This window comes from Dyadobacter fanqingshengii (assembly GCF_023822005.2).
Classification (GTDB): Bacteria; Bacteroidota; Bacteroidia; order Cytophagales; family Spirosomataceae; genus Dyadobacter; species Dyadobacter fanqingshengii.
The window spans coordinates 3,314,052-3,330,801 of the sequence record NZ_CP098806.1 but is presented as its reverse complement, the minus strand read 5'-3'; the positions used below and the strand labels follow the sequence as shown (position 1 = coordinate 3,330,801).

Annotated in this window: 15 protein-coding genes; 4 read left to right on the top strand and 11 right to left on the bottom strand. The window is 44.8% G+C overall.

Features of this window, described 5'->3' with window-relative positions:
- Positions 1–5: 5 nt before the first annotated feature.
- The 8 genes from NFI81_RS13885 to NFI81_RS13850 all read right to left on the bottom strand — a co-directional run bounded on the left by NFI81_RS13885 (position 6) and on the right by NFI81_RS13850 (position 7,455).
- Positions 6–1,349 (bottom strand): FGGY-family carbohydrate kinase, encoded by a 1,344-nt coding sequence (locus tag NFI81_RS13885; protein ID WP_234611853.1) that lies wholly within the window; start codon positions 1,347–1,349, stop codon positions 6–8.
- Between the two features lie 130 nt (positions 1,350–1,479).
- Positions 1,480–2,175, bottom strand: a complete 696-nt coding sequence (locus NFI81_RS13880) for a GDSL-type esterase/lipase family protein (RefSeq protein ID WP_234611854.1) — start codon at positions 2,173–2,175, stop codon at positions 1,480–1,482.
- Positions 2,176–2,263: 88 nt separating this feature from the next.
- Positions 2,264–2,944, bottom strand: a complete 681-nt coding sequence (locus NFI81_RS13875; protein WP_234611855.1) for an outer membrane beta-barrel protein — start codon at positions 2,942–2,944, stop codon at positions 2,264–2,266.
- 8 nt (positions 2,945–2,952) lie between these two features.
- On the bottom strand, positions 2,953–3,609 hold the full coding sequence (locus tag NFI81_RS13870; protein WP_234611856.1) for a putative outer membrane beta-barrel protein: 657 nt from the start codon (positions 3,607–3,609) through the stop codon (positions 2,953–2,955).
- Positions 3,610–3,769: 160 nt separating this feature from the next.
- Positions 3,770–5,080, bottom strand: coding sequence for a TolC family protein (locus tag NFI81_RS13865; protein ID WP_234611857.1), 1,311 nt, complete (start codon positions 5,078–5,080; stop codon positions 3,770–3,772).
- A 15-nt stretch (positions 5,081–5,095) separates the two neighbouring features.
- A complete protein-coding gene (locus NFI81_RS13860; RefSeq protein ID WP_234607991.1) occupies positions 5,096–5,758 on the bottom strand; it encodes an ABC transporter ATP-binding protein in 663 nt (220 codons plus the stop codon).
- 261 nt (positions 5,759–6,019) lie between these two features.
- Entirely contained in the window at positions 6,020–6,943 is a 924-nt protein-coding gene (locus tag NFI81_RS13855; RefSeq protein ID WP_234611858.1) for a winged helix-turn-helix domain-containing protein, read from the bottom strand.
- Between the two features lie 50 nt (positions 6,944–6,993).
- The gene (locus tag NFI81_RS13850; RefSeq protein ID WP_234611859.1) at positions 6,994–7,455 is read right to left on the bottom strand and encodes a hypothetical protein; all 462 of its coding nucleotides are present in this window, start codon (positions 7,453–7,455) and stop codon (positions 6,994–6,996) included.
- A gap of 142 nt (positions 7,456–7,597) precedes the next feature.
- Between NFI81_RS13850 and NFI81_RS13845 the strand changes: the two genes are divergently transcribed.
- The 3 genes from NFI81_RS13845 to NFI81_RS13835 all read left to right on the top strand — a co-directional run bounded on the left by NFI81_RS13845 (position 7,598) and on the right by NFI81_RS13835 (position 9,505).
- Positions 7,598–8,842 (top strand): MFS transporter, encoded by a 1,245-nt coding sequence (locus NFI81_RS13845; protein WP_234611860.1) that lies wholly within the window; start codon positions 7,598–7,600, stop codon positions 8,840–8,842.
- A gap of 91 nt (positions 8,843–8,933) precedes the next feature.
- Complete coding sequence (locus NFI81_RS13840) at positions 8,934–9,164, top strand: DUF433 domain-containing protein (protein ID WP_234611861.1); 231 nt, start codon at positions 8,934–8,936, stop codon at positions 9,162–9,164.
- Entirely contained in the window at positions 9,161–9,505 is a 345-nt protein-coding gene (locus NFI81_RS13835) for a DUF5615 family PIN-like protein (protein WP_234611862.1), read from the top strand. The genes NFI81_RS13840 and NFI81_RS13835 overlap by 4 nt, the downstream gene beginning before the upstream one ends.
- Here the strand turns inward: NFI81_RS13835 and NFI81_RS13830 are convergent, their stop codons facing one another.
- Both NFI81_RS13830 and NFI81_RS13825 read right to left on the bottom strand, forming a co-directional pair.
- Positions 9,506–11,911, bottom strand: coding sequence for an ABC transporter permease (locus tag NFI81_RS13830; protein WP_234611863.1), 2,406 nt, complete (start codon positions 11,909–11,911; stop codon positions 9,506–9,508).
- A gap of 93 nt (positions 11,912–12,004) precedes the next feature.
- Positions 12,005–14,398 carry an ABC transporter permease gene (locus NFI81_RS13825; RefSeq protein ID WP_234611864.1) on the bottom strand — a complete coding sequence of 798 codons (2,394 nt, stop codon included), beginning with the start codon at positions 14,396–14,398 and terminating at the stop codon, positions 12,005–12,007.
- A 371-nt stretch (positions 14,399–14,769) separates the two neighbouring features.
- On the opposite strand from NFI81_RS13825, the gene NFI81_RS13820 reads away from it, so the two are divergent.
- On the top strand, positions 14,770–16,254 hold the full coding sequence (locus NFI81_RS13820; protein WP_234611865.1) for a glycine--tRNA ligase: 1,485 nt from the start codon (positions 14,770–14,772) through the stop codon (positions 16,252–16,254).
- A 73-nt stretch (positions 16,255–16,327) separates the two neighbouring features.
- On the opposite strand, the gene NFI81_RS13815 is transcribed toward NFI81_RS13820, so the two are convergent.
- A complete protein-coding gene (locus tag NFI81_RS13815; protein ID WP_234611866.1) occupies positions 16,328–16,585 on the bottom strand; it encodes a helix-turn-helix domain-containing protein in 258 nt (85 codons plus the stop codon).
- Positions 16,586–16,750 lie beyond the last annotated feature (165 nt).

Below are 16,750 nucleotides of genomic sequence, written 5' to 3'. Positions count from 1 at the left end.
CTGGTTTATGCTTTTATTTCGTAAATCTCTTTTGAAAATTCGAATGTTTGCGGCCTGGTCACGTGTAATGCGGCACCCAGGGAAGTCGCATAAGGAAGGTCCGTCGCATATACGCTGTGATTTGAATAATGACGCGCCATCAGTTTTGTGAAAATCTCGTTCCTTGCAAACCCGCCGTCAATGTAAATCGCCTGCACATCATTAATCCCAATCAAATCCAGAGATACGTAAAGCAATTCGGTAAGTCCTTTGATCAAATGATGATAAGCGCTTTCTGCCGAAGCAAACGCGCTGATCTGCCATTCCTGTGTATTTGGTTCAGGAAAAGGCCCGTTTCCGGTCATGCAAGCCGTATAAAATGGTGGCGTGTCCGCTTTCAGGATTTCCTCATTGAATGCAACACCCTTATAAAAATCAGGCTCAACACGGAAATATTCCGCAATGCGCGCCACCTGATAATCGTGTTCCCTGCCCATAAACAAGCGTGAGGCAGTAACGCCGCTGCCCTCAGGCGTCAGATAATTCATACAATCGCGTTCGAGCTGATAAGAGGTCATCGGCTTGGACGCGAAAGAATTGAAGTTAATACACCAGGTTCCGGTGGAAAGCAGTACAAACGGCTTCTTAACAGCCATTCGGTAGGGAATTAGTGCAGAAGAGCTGTCGTGCAAGCCAAAGCCGGACTGGATGCCTTTATCGTTATGCCTGTATATAAATGAAGAAGAAGCCAGGACCGGCGCGAGTTTCTTATGAATTCCTTCTTGTTTTACCCAATCGTGGTAATCCCACATCTCGAAGCTCCAAAGTGCTGTGTGGCAGCCCAATGAAGTGTAATCGCTTACTTTTCTGCCTGTTAAGAGATAAAGAATGTATTGCGGCAAATGTAACGTTGAAGCGATCTGTTTGTAAATGTCGGGATACGTGTATTTGAGCCAGTAAAGCTGCATTCCCGAGTTAAGCATTCCCATAGCCGGGGAGCCCGTTTGCAAGGAAAGCCGCGTTGGGTCGCCGTATGTGCTGTAAAATTGCTTTAAAAGATCTTCCGGGAAAGGCTTTAAGTAGGAATATAATGGTGTAAGCGGCTTGTTAGAAGCATCCAGGTGAACCAGACTTGCCCCATATGCGGCAACATTTACTGCCTTAATGTCGTATTTCGGATCGTCCAGCAATGCGGCCCAGCGATCCTGCACCCATTTCGTCAGCAGTTCAATGTCCTCAGTCGGGAACCCATCTTCGTCCGTTGTCTCCGGAAGTGACTCTGAAAATTCATCTATAATCTGATACTTTTCATCAAAAAGTATATACTTCTTATTGGTCCTGCCAATGTCAAAAACCGCTGTTACTTTCATTATTTGAATGCGATATCACTTTTTTATCCGGAAACGTATTTTTCGGTTAATATAGTGACTTTACGTTAAAACCAATACCCTTACCTGTTCTTTTAAAATCTTTGAATTTCGCCGTCAGACCAGACATTTTTTACAATGCTTCTTCTAAAATCGGCTTGAAAACCTTGGTCCAGCGACGGTAACCTTCATCATTCATATGCAAGCTGTCACCGACGAATATACTGCCGTCCGGTCTGCCGTTTTTAAGCATAACCGGCCACACATCTATATAATGGTGCTCCTTGTCTTTTTTAATATAGTCTTGGATCAGTTCATTGGCCTTGATCACCTGGTCCTTTTTGTCCCACCTGGATGGGGAAGGTTTCAGTGAAACAAAATAAAGCTGTACATCCGGAAGCTTAGCACGCACCAATTTTACAAACGTAACATATTCATTCCTAACTTGTTCCGGTGTTTTAGGCTTCTTGCCAAACATATCGTTTTCACAATAAGTCACAATGGTTTTAGGATTGTATTTCAATACATTGCGTGGCGCGTAATGGATCACTTCGGGGAATGTGGAGCCGCCAAAACCACGGTTGATGATCGGGAGTGGAGCAAGGTCTTCGGCAGCATGCTGCCATTTGGTGAATGAAGAGCTGCCGGTGAAGACAATCCCACCCGGAGCAGGCATTTTTTCAGCGTCCATCTTCTCATAAGCCTCAATCGAAGCCTCGGATCTCTTCACATCATAATCAGGCTGCCAGGGTTCTGCGAGGTTAGCAGTGTTGGGTTTGTGACAGGCAGCCAGCCAAAAGACAGAAAGAAGCAGGAAGTATTTTTTCATTGAATACAAAAAAGTGGATATACCCAAAAAGGCATATCCACCGTGTTTTTAATGTAAGAACTTTAAAAAATTAGAAATTTGGCCTGTTTTAGTTGGCCAGAAAATACCGCAGGCCCAGGCCTACGCTGGGGAATGTGAAGGAGGGTGACAGGTTGTAATTGAATGAACTGGCTTTTGAAGTAGACGTGGATTCAAGGTAGTCATTGTTGATCTTCGTATAACCCACCGAAAACGGAGTGGCAAAACCCAGGCTGGCATCCAGCCACCATCTTTCCGACAACCTGTAATACACACCCGCGCCGACTCCCAATGAGAGCGTCGTTGCATGTGTTTTTTGTTCATTTGTATCATCCTGGTTGGTCAACAGTTCTTTTTTGTAGTTATAGCTGGCATTCACGTTTGGGCCGGCGTAGATCCCTATTTTTTCATTAAAATGCTTATAGAACTGCCAAAATCGGCCCACGCCGATCCCATATTGATTTAACCCACTTTTGGGTTCACTCTGCCCGTTAATGTAGCGCAAACTTTTTCCTCCACCCAGATAGCCCGTCAGGTTCCAGCCAACTGCTTTGGTTTGCGATTTAAACTTTCCGATCCCAATATTGACATTTCCATTATAATTATTTGTTGCCTCATCCAGGTCAGGATTGGTATTTGAGAAATTTGCGCCTATCCCGCCGGAAAGAAAGCGTCTGCCTTCCAATTGGGCCATTACGGCGCTTACTGCACAAATTTGCAGTAACATGATGAGTAAAGTGATTTTTTTCATGGCGGCGTTTAGTTAGATTTTTGGATATACCAGGCAGCCCTTAATGTGAAATACTGCTGAATCTCAGATCTCAACCCGGTTTGAAAATTTACGTGGTTATTGTTGTTGAAATTGACATAAGATAAATTCAGGTTGAACACGCTGACATCTGATTCAAGCCAAAAGCGGGGCGTTAACCGATATGCAACGCCCGGCACAATGCCAAGGCCAACGCCGTAGCCGTTTTCAAACTGAGATTCGTCACCCTGAAAATCCTTGCTTCGCACATAACTCAGCGTTACCCCTGAATGCACATATAGTAACCATTTTGAGCTCAGGGATTTATATCGCCTGATATAAGGTGTAACATTTACCGCTACTCCATTGTATCCCGATTTAATTTCGGTTCCTACCAGGTTATTTTTTGACCTGGCAAAGCTGATAGACGGGCTAAGGTCGACACCGAACATTGTATTTTCCCTGAAAACCCAGCCCGTCCTGAGCGAAGGATAAATATTTGTAAATTTCGCATCCGATTTGTAAGGAGAGTCATATTTCTGATTGTTGGCTTCTCCACTGGAAGTGATGGTTGCGCCCCAATATCGGGTGCCTTTTTGAAGCTGCGCCTGAACCTCGCCGACCAGGCATAAGATGCCTAGGGACGAGAAGAGGATAAGTTTTTTCATAGCTGATGTTTTTAGTTAGTGAAAGCAAGATAATGATCTTTATGTAACCAATAAGTTATTTAACTTTATTTAAAGGAATAACACAAAAAAAGAGGCAGTGATAAGTCATTGCCTCTTAAAAATTACCGATACCAAATTTAACCTAACATTCTTTTATATCTTAAAATACGCCCGTCCAGTTACCCTGGCGATAGTATTGTAATAACCTTTGCTGCATGAGATAGTCGTATTTCGCCTGAATGGCATTTGCCTGTGCTTTTGCGAGATTAGCTTTGGCAAGGGAATACTCGTACGAGTTGGCAATTCCGGCGTTCATTTTGCTTTCAATCACCGCGAATGCCGCTGTAAGCGATTCCACCTGGCCTTCCGCAGAAGCTTGTCTGTCGGCCATCGATTGCAGGTTTAATACGGCCAGCTCAATGGCTTGTCTGAGAACCTGGTTGGTTACGTCCAATGTATTTTGCGCCTGGCGTTCCTGCACTTTGGCAAGCTCAACGCGCGGCTTGGTAAGCCACCGGCCCATAATGGGAATGTTCAAGTTTAGCTGCAATGAGCCATTACGGGTCGCATTTAACTGGTTAAAATAATCGAGATTCTTGTTGCTGGTTGCATAAACGGCGCCAAAACCGCCCTGCAATCCAAGTGAAGGATAATTAAGTGCTTTTATAGATTTTACCTGATATGAAAAGCTTTGGCGGTATAATTCTGCACTTCGAATTTCCGGGAAACTTTTTTGGGCATCTTCATAAATGTCGATCGCACTAGCGGCGGTCAGTGTCGAATCTCTTGGCGCTAGTGCCTCGAACTCAATCTTGTCGTCCGGCGTAACATTCATCCTTTGAAACAGAGCCAGTCTGGCGGTTCTGTAATCGGTCAGCGCCGTCACCTGACTGAATTTATCATTAGCCAGCTGTGCCTTGATTTCGTAAAGTAAATTGACTCCAACCGTTCCAGCATTCACTTGCTTGGAAATCCTTTCCGTCTGCGTTTCGGACGATAAAACTTGTTCTGTCCAGGATTCGTAAAGTGCTTTTGTTGCCAATACATTTACGTAATTCTGCATCAGCAGCACCGTTTGTGCATTCAATATCGCAGTCCGGTTTTCGTCGGCGGATTCTTTAAGCAAAACACCTTGTCTGATCTGGTTCTGAACTTTGAAACCCTGGAAAACAGGCACCTGAAAATTAAGGCCAAGCGAACTATTTCCGAAAACCTCATCTATATACGTATTGGTGGACTGGTCAATGCTACGACCTGCATTCAAGGTCTGCGATGTCCCAAATGAAATCTGCGGCAGGATCTGGGACTTGGTTTGTCTCAATTGAGCCTGTGCAGCCTCAGCCTGAAGGCTACTTTGCTGGTAAATCAGGTTATTTTTGGCTAGCAGATCTACGCATTCCGCGAGACTGAGCGTAGATTGGGCCTTCCCGGAAAACGGTAAAAGGCAAAAAAGTAAAATTAAATGTTTCATGGCTAATAAATGATGTTAGGCTAACCACCCGTCTTTGAGTCGCACCACCCTGTTCCCGTAACCTGCATTCACTTCGGAGTGCGTTACCTGGACAATGGTGACTTTATCTTCCTGGTTAAGTTTTTGAAATAATTCCATAATCTCGATCGATTGCTCCGAATGCAGGTTTCCTGTCGGTTCGTCCGCAAAAATCACTTTCGGATTGTGCACAATGGCACGCGCAACGCCCACCAATTGCTGCTGTCCGCCGGAAAGCTGGTGTGGGAAAAGGTCTTTTTTTGCAACCATATTGAAGCGGTCGAGCAACTCTGCAACCCTGCTTTTCCGCTCAGAACCGGGCGTTCCTTTGTAAAGTAATGGTGTTTCAATGTTCTCATAAACAGTCAATTCGTCGATGAGGTGATAAGCTTGAAATACAAATCCAATGTGGTGACGGTGCAGTTCGGTTCGTTTTTTCTCAGACAGTTTCTGAACGGGTTCGTCGAGGAAAAGATATTCGCCCTCGGAAGGCTCTTCCAGCAATCCTAAAATATGCAGCAAAGTCGATTTTCCGGAACCTGACGGGCCCATGATCGATACAAACTCGCCTTCTTTGATGTGTAAATCAATGTGGCGCAACACATAAGTTTTGCCAAAACCTGCCGGGTAATATTTGGATATCTTTTCTAACTTAATCATAAAAATTTAAGGTTTGAGATTTTGGTATAATTACAGACAAGCAATTTCAAAAGCAAATGCATATACCGTCGTCTCTTATGCCAGTCCTATTTTAAAAAGGCTTGCCAAAGGGTTAAGTGTTTGATTATGATTGTTTTAATTTTCAACCAAAAAGGCGAACCGTCCGATTCCGTACAAATGTGTACGGTATCGGACGATGCAGGATGAAGCATTAAAATGGGCTGAAAGATTACTTAATGTGAAACGAGCGAAATGGATTTTTTAGGGAAGGACCTCCATTTTATAGCCGACGCCATGAACCGCGGTGATTTTTACAGCGGGCTCGTTAGCAAGCATTTTCCGGAGCCGTGAAACAAACACATCCACACTACGGCCCACGATCACGCCCTCATCTTCCCAGACAGATTTAAGGATAAAGTCGCGTTCGAGAACTTGATTAGGGCTTTTTGCAAATAATGCAAGCAGTTTGGCCTCACGAAATGTAAGCTGGTGTGTAGCATCGCCGGAGACCAATGTTTGATTCACCAGATCAAAAACGGACGACCCAAACCGTGTTTTTGAATCCTTAATGAAACTCACTACTGGTGCCTGAATGGGCATTGTACCAGTCTTAGGCCTTGTTTTATTCCAAACCATAAAACCCAGGCCGGCCAAAGCGCTTCCAAATGGGAGTAACCACCAGTTGCCGCTAGCGGTTTTAGCCTCTTCGTTTTCGGAGATAAAGCTCACCTGCAACTGGTAACAACCTTCTTGCTGCCTTCGCCCTCCGCAAGCAACACCTTCTTCGCGATTGAGGTCCAGGAAATTGTAGCCTAGCTGGACTTCTCCATTATCACATTTCAGCACTGTAACATTGTAGCCGCGTTCTATGTGCTGAATTTGAAGGGATTGTTTCAATAGGCTGGGAAGTTGTTCATAATCAAACATATGTTCCATCCGGACTGAAAAAGTGTTCGCATCGATCTGCTGAACGGGCGGAATGGTGGAAAGGGAATCCCCATTTTGCAGTAAGAGCAAATGGGCGGTTCTCCTGAGTGCAAGATTGGCATTTTCGTTGAAGCGAAAAGCCTCATTATTAGCAAAAACCTCCGTTTCAAACAAGCACAATCCAACCACTGAAATCAGGAAAAACAATCTCCTGAAAACTACAAATACTGGGGATAGCGCATGTCGAACCTGTTGCATTGAATTGATATCAAAGACGTTAGACAAATTTAGCATAACTGTGGCATGAATCAGCAGCCATCGCCTTTTTTATAAAAACCAAACCATTTGAATTGCGGTGTCAACTGGCTGCTTTGCACCGTAATGACACGTCGTCCGATCTGGTCATTCTTGTCTACGGGATCGATGATCAACTGGTCGCCGGCTCTTGCGGGTTTTAAAACCTCATAAATATCTCCTTCCAAAACAGCATTATTATGCGCATATGCATCGCCATTAACGATCATCCCGCCTCTTTTCAGGTAAATAATGAAGGGCACCTTTGTAACAACGTTCGATTTTGGATTGAACTTGACGAGCGACAATTTGCCAGCACTTGCGGCTGCAAGTTCGGCGGGGCTGATGGAGCGGCCATTAAGCAAAACCGGGTTCCAGTAAAAACCGTCCATCGTTTCCTTTGGCAACGCAACGGAAGGCGGAAGGGAGAATAGAACAGTCATTGCTCCGACAATTTTCCAAAGATTGTTTTTCATGTGTTTTGACTTTAAAAGGTTGCTGTTTTTTGAATGAACCAAATGTATAACAACCCCAAAATGCCATGGTTATTTGCCTGTAAAACATTGTAAACGAAATGTAAAAGATTCGTGTTACGAACTGGAACAGTTAATCATTCTATTGAAAACAGTATCTTCCCAAGATCCCTACGCTGCCCTCCGGTATTCCGATTTCAGGTTTTTTATTTCCAATTCTTTTCTCTTTTCCGCGTCAATCCTTATTCAGGAGGTGATCGTTGCCTACGAACTTTACAAGCTCACGCACGACCCGCTGGCGCTGGGCTTGATCGGGCTCGCGCAGGTGATCCCATTCGTGATTACTTCGATTTTTGGCGGTTATGTAGCCGATCAGAAGAACAAAATTACGATCATGCACGTAAGCCTGGTGGTGATTTTGCTGGGGTCTGTGATCCTTTATATGGCATTCCAGCCGTTTATTTATGACGCACTTTCGCAAACGCAGCATTTGATCGTCATTTATTCGGTTTTTGCTTTAATAGGCTTCGCCAAAGGCTTTTACTCACCGGCGTCCAGCTCTTTGAAACCTTTTCTGGTGCCCAGGGTGATTTACCATAATTCGTCGACATGGAGCAGCTCATTTTCTCAGGCTGGATCCATAACGGGGCCGGCCATTGCGGGTTTTCTTTACGCATACATGGGCCTCACGCACACATTGCTGATCGTGATCGGCAACTTCGTCATCTGCTGGATTTTATTGGGGATGATCAAAACACGACCTGAATTTCCCAAGATCGTTACGCCAATTATTGAAAGCCTTAAAGAAGGTTTTCGCTTCGTTTTTCGAACGAGGATTGTGCTATATGCCATTTCGCTGGATTTGTTTTCGGTGCTTTTCGGTGGTGTAGTGGCCATTTTACCCGTTTTTGCAGAGGATATTTTGAAAGTCGGGCCGGAAGGTTTGGGTTTGCTCAGAGCCGCGCCGTCCATTGGCTCCCTGCTCACCATGTTTGCGATGGCTTATTATCCACCCACGCAAAACGCCTGGCGCAATATGCTCGTTGCGGTTTTCGGTTTCGGGATCTGCACGATTATTTTTTCTTTATCAACCAATTTTCTATTATCCTGCGCTGCGTTATTTGCCACGGGCGTCTTTGATAGCGTCAGTGTGATCGTAAGGCAAACCATCCTGCTCATATATCCGCCCGACGAAATGCGTGGTCGCGTAGCCGCAGTCAATGGCATTTTCGTCAGCTCTTCCAACGAACTCGGCGCATTTGAATCTGGACTAATGGCCAAGGCCTTCGGAGCGGTCCCCTCCGTCATGGCTGGCGGCTTGCTGACCCTTATCGTCGTCAGCTACATTTACATGCGGTCAAAGGATCTGTTTTCGGTGCGGCTGAGTTAGCGACGCCCAAGAGGTTCCAGGCTTTCGAATCTTAGAAAATCTCTGCTATTGTAAACATTTTGCTATTTTTGCTTAACACATTCACGCGATTATGTATATCTATAAAAACATTATTAGCATAGAAGAAGGCAAACGAAATGGTAAACCATGTATTCGTGGAATGCGCATTACGGTAGAGGATATTTTACTTTGGCTGGCTTCGGGAATGTCGTTTGAAGAAATCATCGAAGATTTTCCGGAGTTAACGAAAAATGACATTATAATTGCTTTGGAATTCTCAGCGAATCAACAAAAAAAGATCTTTTATGATGTCGCTGCATGAAGTTATTAGTTGATCAAAATATCTCATATCGCTTATTACAGCTGATTTCCAACAAATATCATGAAGTCCATCATGTGAAGCATTTGGATCTCATCAATGCAGATGACCACGATATTTTCATGTTTGCCCGCAAAAATAATTACGATGCGGTTGTTACGATCGACGACGATTTTGTACGGCTTTTGCATCTTTTTTCTATTCCTCCCAAAGTAATCTGGATCAGAACAGGAAATTGCTCCACTCAATTCCTGGCTGACATTCTACTTTCAAAAGTCCAGTCGATAAGCGAATTTGTTAAGAGCGACGACTTTGTTCTTTATGAAGTGTTCAAGCCGGTGTAGTTATTCACTCCTAAGACTCTTTACTGGATTCATCAATGATGCTTTTGTGGTCTGCAAGCAAACCAGCAAGATCACAATCAAGCAAAATCCCAACCCAACCATCGCAAATGGTTCCCAGCCGATCTGGATGCGGAATGCGTAGGTTTCCAGCCAGCGCTGCATGGTTAAGAATGCCAGTGGAAAAGCAATGAGCATGGCGAGGGCCATTACCAGAAGGAATTCTTTCAGGAAAAGCATGATGATGCCTAATCCCGACGCGCCGAGGACTTTACGGATGCCAAGTTCGCGAGTTCGTCGGGCTACATTCAGTGAAACCATACCCAGCACACCCAGTAAAACGATCACTACAGCTAGCAAGGTTGCTATTTGTGAAGCTTTTTTCAGTTGCATTTCAGTTTGATACAGTTTCTGAAGCGTGTCATCCATGAAAGCGTATTCGAATGGGGCGTCGGGCATCAGTTCCCGCCATTTGTTTTCAATAATGCTCATTGACGCACCCAAATTGCCTGGATTGAGTCGGAATGTGAGGAAGCGGAATGCGTTTCCTTCTTTTACGTGAAAGAAGCCCAGCGGTTTGATAGCCTGATGCATAGATGCGAAATTGAAGTCTGCGGAAACACCGTCTACGGTAAGTAAGCCAGGCACATTATGAACCCTTACCTGCTGTCCGACAGCATCTTCGGGGTTTGAATATCCCAATCCTTTCGCCGCAGCCTGATTTAACACGATCCGATTGGGCTGATATGCGCCTTGATTAGCGTTGAAGAACTTTCCAGCCACTATTCTGATCTGATAAGTGTCGGCATATTTTTCATCTGTGCTCAGAAACTGCGTGTGAATGGCTTGCGTGGAGTCTTGTCCGGACTTGTATAATCCTGCATGTCCGCCGTTATTTCCATTGGGGATTTCGTAAGACAGGCTCACATTGCTTACTTCTTTCAATCGGGAAAACTGGTCTCTGATCGCCTCCATTTTAGACAATCCTTCGGCCGTCCAATCCCGTGGAACGGCGATGGAGACCAGGGATTCTTTGCTGTAACCCAGATTTTTGTTGAAAAAATAATGGACCTGTCTGGCGATAATCATTGCACCGGCAAACACAAACAATGCGATGACAAACTGTGAAGCAACAAGCACTCGCCGCAACATTACATTTTCCTTGATGGATTTGAGTTTGCCTTTCATAGAATCGATGGAGGAAATGCCAGACAATACAAAAGCCGGATAAATACCAGCCATTAAGCCTATGAGCATCGCGCAAAGCAGTGGCATCACAAGCGAGTAGGGGAATAATGCTAATGATGAAGGCAATGGTTTTCCCAAAATATCCGAAAATGCCGAACGGGAAATTTCATAAAACAAAATTGAAAGAAACATGGCAAACAAAGCCAGAATGACGGATTCCGCCAGAAACTGGCCAATTAACTGCGTTTGGTGGCTTCCGAGCACTTTTCTGACACCGATTTCCTTCAAGCGAGAGGAGGATTTGCCGATGGAAATATTTACGAAATTGACAACTGCCATCAGCAAAATGAAGAGCGTAACGCCGGATAGTGTGTAAATCATCTTGCGGACCAAGCCATTGTTTGCTTCTTGATAATAATCCTTCAAAGGCGTGAAATACACGTCCAGATTCGCCCTGGTATTGGCTGATGAATGAGTCGCCAATATTTGATTGACAGGTTTTTCGAGTTCAGTAAGCTTCACGCCATTTTGGAGCTCGATGTAAGTGATCATGTACGGGAAATCCCAATTGTCCTCGGCTCCTTTCCGGCCGTCCAGGCTGCTTAACGGAATGAAAACTTCCGCGGGTTTTGGTAACAGATTAGTCACGGAATTGTTTGGAACGGTTTTCAAAACCGCATTAACCTGGAATTCCTGTTTACCGCCGATAAAATTGTGCAAGGTTAAAGTCTCACCCAGGACGTCGGTTTTTCCGAAATATTTGAATGCTTTTTCCTCAGTAATCGCGACCGAATTCTGCTGGCTTAATGCAGTTTTCGCGTCGCCATAAAGAAGCGGGAAGCCGTACATAGCAAGCAATGTAGAGTCTCCCGTCTGAACTTCCTCACGAAAATGTTTCTCACCCTTGGATACAGCAACTGTGATGCCATCGTAGCGGTAGAAATTAGCAACCAGGTTCGGATAATCGGCCTTTAATGTTGCTCCGAGCGGTCCCAGCGTCGCCATATCGACACCCATATCCGGGTTCTTCCATCTGCTGCGGACAATATATTGGTTGTCCGCATTCCGCAGTTCACTATTTACCCTCAATTCACCCCATACGTAGGCCATGATGAGGAAAGTGAAGGTCATCCCGACCGATAGGCCAAAGATCGTAACCAGTGAATAAAACTTGCGTTTCAACAAGTTTCGCCATGCGATTTTGAAGTAGTTCCGGATCATTTCCAAAACTAGTCAAATTTCAAAATGCCGGTCATTGTGAACCTGCCCTTTAACTATTTTTAACGATTTGCAGATCAGGCATAAAGCATAGCATTACTCACTTTTTAGAGATTCGACAGGGTTTACCAGTGCCGCTTTGACTGCCTGGAAACTTACTGTTAGCAGTGCGATAACCAATGCGATGAATCCCGCCAAAGCAAACACCCACCAGGACAAATCGGCCTGATATTCGAAGTTTTTGAGCCATTCCTGCATGGCGTACACAGCCACCGGAATGCTGATCACAATGGCGATTGCAATGAGTTTCAAGAAATCTCCCGACAGCAAAAGCACCACATTCTGCACGCTCGCACCCAGTACTTTACGCACGCCGATCTCCTTGGTCCTCGCTTCGGCCGCAAAAGCTGCCAGTCCGAATAAACCCAGGCAGGCAATAACAACGGCCAGAACTGCGAATGATAGCAAAACACTTCCCTGTTTCTGCTCCGCCTGGTATTGCTTTGCAAAATTCTCGTCAAGAAAATTGAAGTCGAGCTTGGCTTCGGGATCAAATTGTTTGTAGGCATTGCTGATGTACGCCAACGCTTCCCTTGTTTTCCCGCGCTGGATACGCACGTAAACATTGTCTTTGTCAGCTGGCAGAGGAAGCTGGATTACGAGCGGCTCAATTTTGTGCTGCAAGGAATATGCGTGAAAATCTGCGACCACACCAATCACTTTTGCCTCCTTAGTATTGCCTTTTTCATCAATGAAATACTTTATCCTCTTACCCAACGGATCACTCCATCCTTGCTTTTTAACCAAGGCCTCATTGACCAGTAAGGCGGCAGTCTGGTCGGCAGGAGAATCATCATGGAAAGTTCGGCCTTGCAAAAGTTTAATTTCCAATGTCTTGATATAATCGCCATCGGCCGAGAATTTCTTAACGATCTGCGTTGAACTGGGCATTTCACCCGTTTCGGATTCAATGAGCAAGCCGCCGGATCCCAAAAAGTTATTGCCAAGTGGATTGCTGGCAGCAGCAACGCTTTCAATAAGAGGACTTCGGGTTAACTTTTCCTTGATCGCATTGATCTGGTTTCGTACTTCATTTTTATCAATGTGAAATGTCAAAACCTGCTCCTTATTGAAACCCAGGTCTTTGTGATTTACATAATACAATTGACGATAAACAATTCCGGAGCAAGCGATCATGACGACGGTTATGGCAAACTGAAAAACCACGAGCGATTTGCGAAATTGTGCACCGCCGATCTGGTTGCCGATCTGGCCTTTCAACGCGATTACCGGCCGAAACCCTGACAGCATAAAAGCAGGATAAATGCCGCTTACCAGCCCAATAACCAGCATAAATGCAATCGCTGCCAGAGCCGTTGACCAGCCATTGTGATAGCTCATTGTCAGTGATTTGTTTGACAACTCGTTAAAAAACGGCAACGCGATTTTTACCAATAATGCTCCGATAAGGCCTGCCAAAATGGTCATTAAGAATGATTCTGTAAGAAACTGGGCAACAAGCTGGGTGCGCTTTGAGCCAACGGCTTTTCGCACGCCCACCTCACGCACCCGTTTCATGGAACGTGCCGTGTAAAGATTGATATAATTAATGCAGGCGATAATAAGGATCAGCGCTGCAACAACCGAAAAAATATAGATTGTATCAATGTTCCCGTTCGCGCTGATTTCGTATTCAAGATCGGAATGCAGATGGATGGAGGTTAACGGCTGTAAACTCATTTTGTACGCTGCATTTCCGATCTCTTTTTTGAGATATTTCGGAAAAAATCCTGCGAGCTTCTGTTCGAATTTTGCCGCGTCAACTCCGTTTTTTAATAATATATAAGTGTAAACATCAGACTCTTGCCATCCGGCGGTGTAGTCTTCGGGAAGAGAGCGCAACGCTTCGAAATGCAAATGTGAGTTAACCGGCGCATCGGCCATAACCCCGGTCACAGTGTTTGGGAAATTGTTTGAAAACAAAACCGTTTTGCCCACTGCATCAGAAGCTTTGCCGAACAGTTTCTCGGCCAGCGACTTGCTCAGGACTATTTTTTGTGAACCCTGCAATGCTGTAACCCGGTCGCCATAAAGCATTGGGAACGTGAAGACGTCAAAAATCGATGGGTCTGTAAAGAAAATATCACCTGCTTCAATCGCCTTTTCCGCAAACTTGATCGTTCCGCCACCTTCCGAGCTGATCCTGACCGTCTTTTCAATTTCGGGATAATCGTTTTGCATGGCAACTGCATAAGGGGCCGAAGTCCGGGCGAGATTAAAGCTTCCTGTTGGCCACTTGGCCTCGTGCGTAACTCTGTAAATGCGGTCGGCTTTTTCATGAAAACGGTCGTAGCTCAGCTCGTCGGCCACATACAAAACCATGAGCCAAACCGCGGCCATGCCAATCGCCAGCCCAAAAATATTCAGACTGCTAAACATTCGCTGGTTACGAAAATTTCGAAATGCTATTTTGAAATAGTTACGGAGCATGATATGAGGTCGTTATTAGTTAGGATCAGTAGAAGCAATCTATTGCGAAGTGATAAAATTACATGCCATACTTGTAAGTTGCTCAAAATCAATTCGTTATAATAATTTTCGAACACATTATCTGTTCACTTTTGAACAGTGATGTCTGGTTTTGGAAAACGAACTTCTAAACGCTGATAATGTCTTGCAAAAACGAAAAGGAAAATCCTTTGGTTGGCACCTTTTACCTCCCGGATTCAAATGGACATCCACATGGAATTCAGTTTTTTCCAACCTTCCTGCCGCATTGACGGCAAAATCCCTAATTTTGCCAAATTGATGATTTTTAGAGGATTCAATTGTCGTTTTTTATTGATTTTTAACCAAATAGAATGAACCAAGCACCTGCTACTTCTTTACAAGACATTGTTGGACATGCCAAAGAATACGGTTTTGTGTTTCCCTCTTCTGAAATATATGACGGATTGCAAGCTGTTTACGACTATGGTCAGAATGGCGTTGAATTGAAAAATAACCTTAAAGCTGCGTGGTGGAAGGCCATGACGCAGTTGCACGATAACATTGTTGGCATTGACGCGGCGATATTCATGCATCCGCTGACCTGGAAAGCGTCGGGTCACGTGGATGGTTTCAATGATCCGATGATCGATAATAAGGATTCCAAAAAGCGTTATCGTGCGGACCAGTTGCTGGAAGGGAAAGCGGAGCAATATGAAGCAGAAGGCCAGGCCGAAAAAGGCAAAGCTTTGCTAGCCGAAATGGGTCGATTGCTCAGCGCGGAAGATTTAGCCGGTGTTCGGGAATTGATCATTGCCGAAAATATTAAATGCCCGGTTTCAGGGACAGCCAATTGGACGGAAGTGCGCCAGTTTAATCTGATGTTCAGCACGCAGGTTGGTTCTGTTGCTGAGGAATCGAACCTTATTTATCTGCGTCCGGAGACTGCGCAAGGGATTTTTGTCAACTTCCTGAATGTGCAGAAAAGTGGCAGGATGAAAATCCCATTTGGTATTGCGCAAATAGGAAAAGCATTCAGAAATGAGATTGTTGCACGCCAGTTCACATTCCGTATGCGGGAATTTGAACAGATGGAAATGCAATTTTTCATCCGCCCCGGCACTGAAATGGCTTGGTACGAAAGCTGGAAAGAGGCGCGCATGAAGTTTCACAAGGCGATTGGCCTGCCAGCTGAAAAATTGAAATTCCATGATCATGATAAACTGGCGCATTATGCCAATGCGGCCGTTGACATAGAATATCAGTTCCCGTTTGGTTTCAGGGAAATGGAAGGAATTCACTCAAGAACGGATTTTGACCTGAGAAACCATCAGGAACTGTCTAAGAAGAAGCAGCAATATTTTGATTCTGACCTGGATGAAAATGGCAAGCCTTATGGAAATTATATTCCTTATGTGGTCGAAACTTCGGTTGGCGCGGACAGGCTTTTCCTGGCAACATTCTGCAATGCTTACACCGTTGAGACGGTGGGAGAGGGCGATAATGTAAAGGAAAGGACATATCTGAAACTACATCCTGCACTGGCGCCATTCAAGGCCGCTGTGCTTCCCTTGGTTAAAAAGGATGGTCTGGCGGAGAAAGCCCAGACAATTGCCAACGCGTTGAAATCTTCATTCCGTACAACATATGACGATGGAGCGGCCATTGGCAAGCGCTACACCCGCCAGGATCTGATCGGGACGCCATTTTGCATAGCAGTTGATTATCAGACCATGGAAGACGACACAGTGACCATTCGCCACCGCGATACTATGGAGCAAGAGCGTGTTGCAATAAGTGATTTAAAAGAAAAAATTGGCTATCAGGTTGCGATTGAGCGAATTCTCGAAGCAATCTAATTTATTAAGGCAACAAAAAAGGGCTGATTCCGAGACGAATCAGCCCTTTTTTTGTGAACAATGCAATGCTGCATCATTTGGTGGTGTGCAACTGAACCAGATCTTCTGCATTTGCGCTAAGCAAATCCACAGTATCTACGTCCAGAATGTATGAAATCTGAATGAGGCGTTCCAGCGTGATGCGTGTGTAACCCAATTCTATCTTACTATATGCATTTTGTGAAATGCCCAGCTTCATCGCCAGATATTCTTGCGTGTAATTTCTGAACTCCCTGATCTTCCTGATATTCAATGCTACAGACCTGATCCTCGTGTCTATCGATTCGTTCATGAACGTGGTTTTGGTGAACAAAAAAACCTCTTAACCAAAGTACATACGATTTTTGCAGGGATAAAAGATCACTTCCTGTCAGAAAAGCAATGGCGAACATTCATCTCCACCTTACAGATGCTTTTTTAGAAGGCTGGCTGACGTTACTGGATAAGTCGGGAATTT

Excerpts from the sequence above, each read along its gene's own strand:
- NFI81_RS13855 (WP_234611858.1), bottom strand. The coding sequence starts at position 6,943 with ATGCAACAGGTTCGACATGCGCTATCCCCAGTATTTGTAGTTTTCAGG.
- NFI81_RS13850 (WP_234611859.1), bottom strand. The coding sequence starts at position 7,455 with ATGAAAAACAATCTTTGGAAAATTGTCGGAGCAATGACTGTTCTATTC.
- NFI81_RS13830 (WP_234611863.1), bottom strand. The coding sequence starts at position 11,911 with ATGATCCGGAACTACTTCAAAATCGCATGGCGAAACTTGTTGAAACGC.
- NFI81_RS13825 (WP_234611864.1), bottom strand. The coding sequence starts at position 14,398 with ATGCTCCGTAACTATTTCAAAATAGCATTTCGAAATTTTCGTAACCAG.
- NFI81_RS13865 (WP_234611857.1), bottom strand. The coding sequence starts at position 5,080 with ATGAAACATTTAATTTTACTTTTTTGCCTTTTACCGTTTTCCGGGAAG.
- NFI81_RS13870 (WP_234611856.1), bottom strand. The coding sequence starts at position 3,609 with ATGAAAAAACTTATCCTCTTCTCGTCCCTAGGCATCTTATGCCTGGTC.
- NFI81_RS13820 (WP_234611865.1), top strand. The coding sequence starts at position 14,770 with ATGAACCAAGCACCTGCTACTTCTTTACAAGACATTGTTGGACATGCC.
- NFI81_RS13860 (WP_234607991.1), bottom strand. The coding sequence starts at position 5,758 with ATGATTAAGTTAGAAAAGATATCCAAATATTACCCGGCAGGTTTTGGC.
- NFI81_RS13815 (WP_234611866.1), bottom strand. The coding sequence starts at position 16,585 with ATGAACGAATCGATAGACACGAGGATCAGGTCTGTAGCATTGAATATC.
- NFI81_RS13880 (WP_234611854.1), bottom strand. The coding sequence starts at position 2,175 with ATGAAAAAATACTTCCTGCTTCTTTCTGTCTTTTGGCTGGCTGCCTGT.
- NFI81_RS13875 (WP_234611855.1), bottom strand. The coding sequence starts at position 2,944 with ATGAAAAAAATCACTTTACTCATCATGTTACTGCAAATTTGTGCAGTA.
- NFI81_RS13835 (WP_234611862.1), top strand. The coding sequence starts at position 9,161 with ATGAAGTTATTAGTTGATCAAAATATCTCATATCGCTTATTACAGCTG.
- NFI81_RS13885 (WP_234611853.1), bottom strand. The coding sequence starts at position 1,349 with ATGAAAGTAACAGCGGTTTTTGACATTGGCAGGACCAATAAGAAGTAT.
- NFI81_RS13840 (WP_234611861.1), top strand. The coding sequence starts at position 8,934 with ATGTATATCTATAAAAACATTATTAGCATAGAAGAAGGCAAACGAAAT.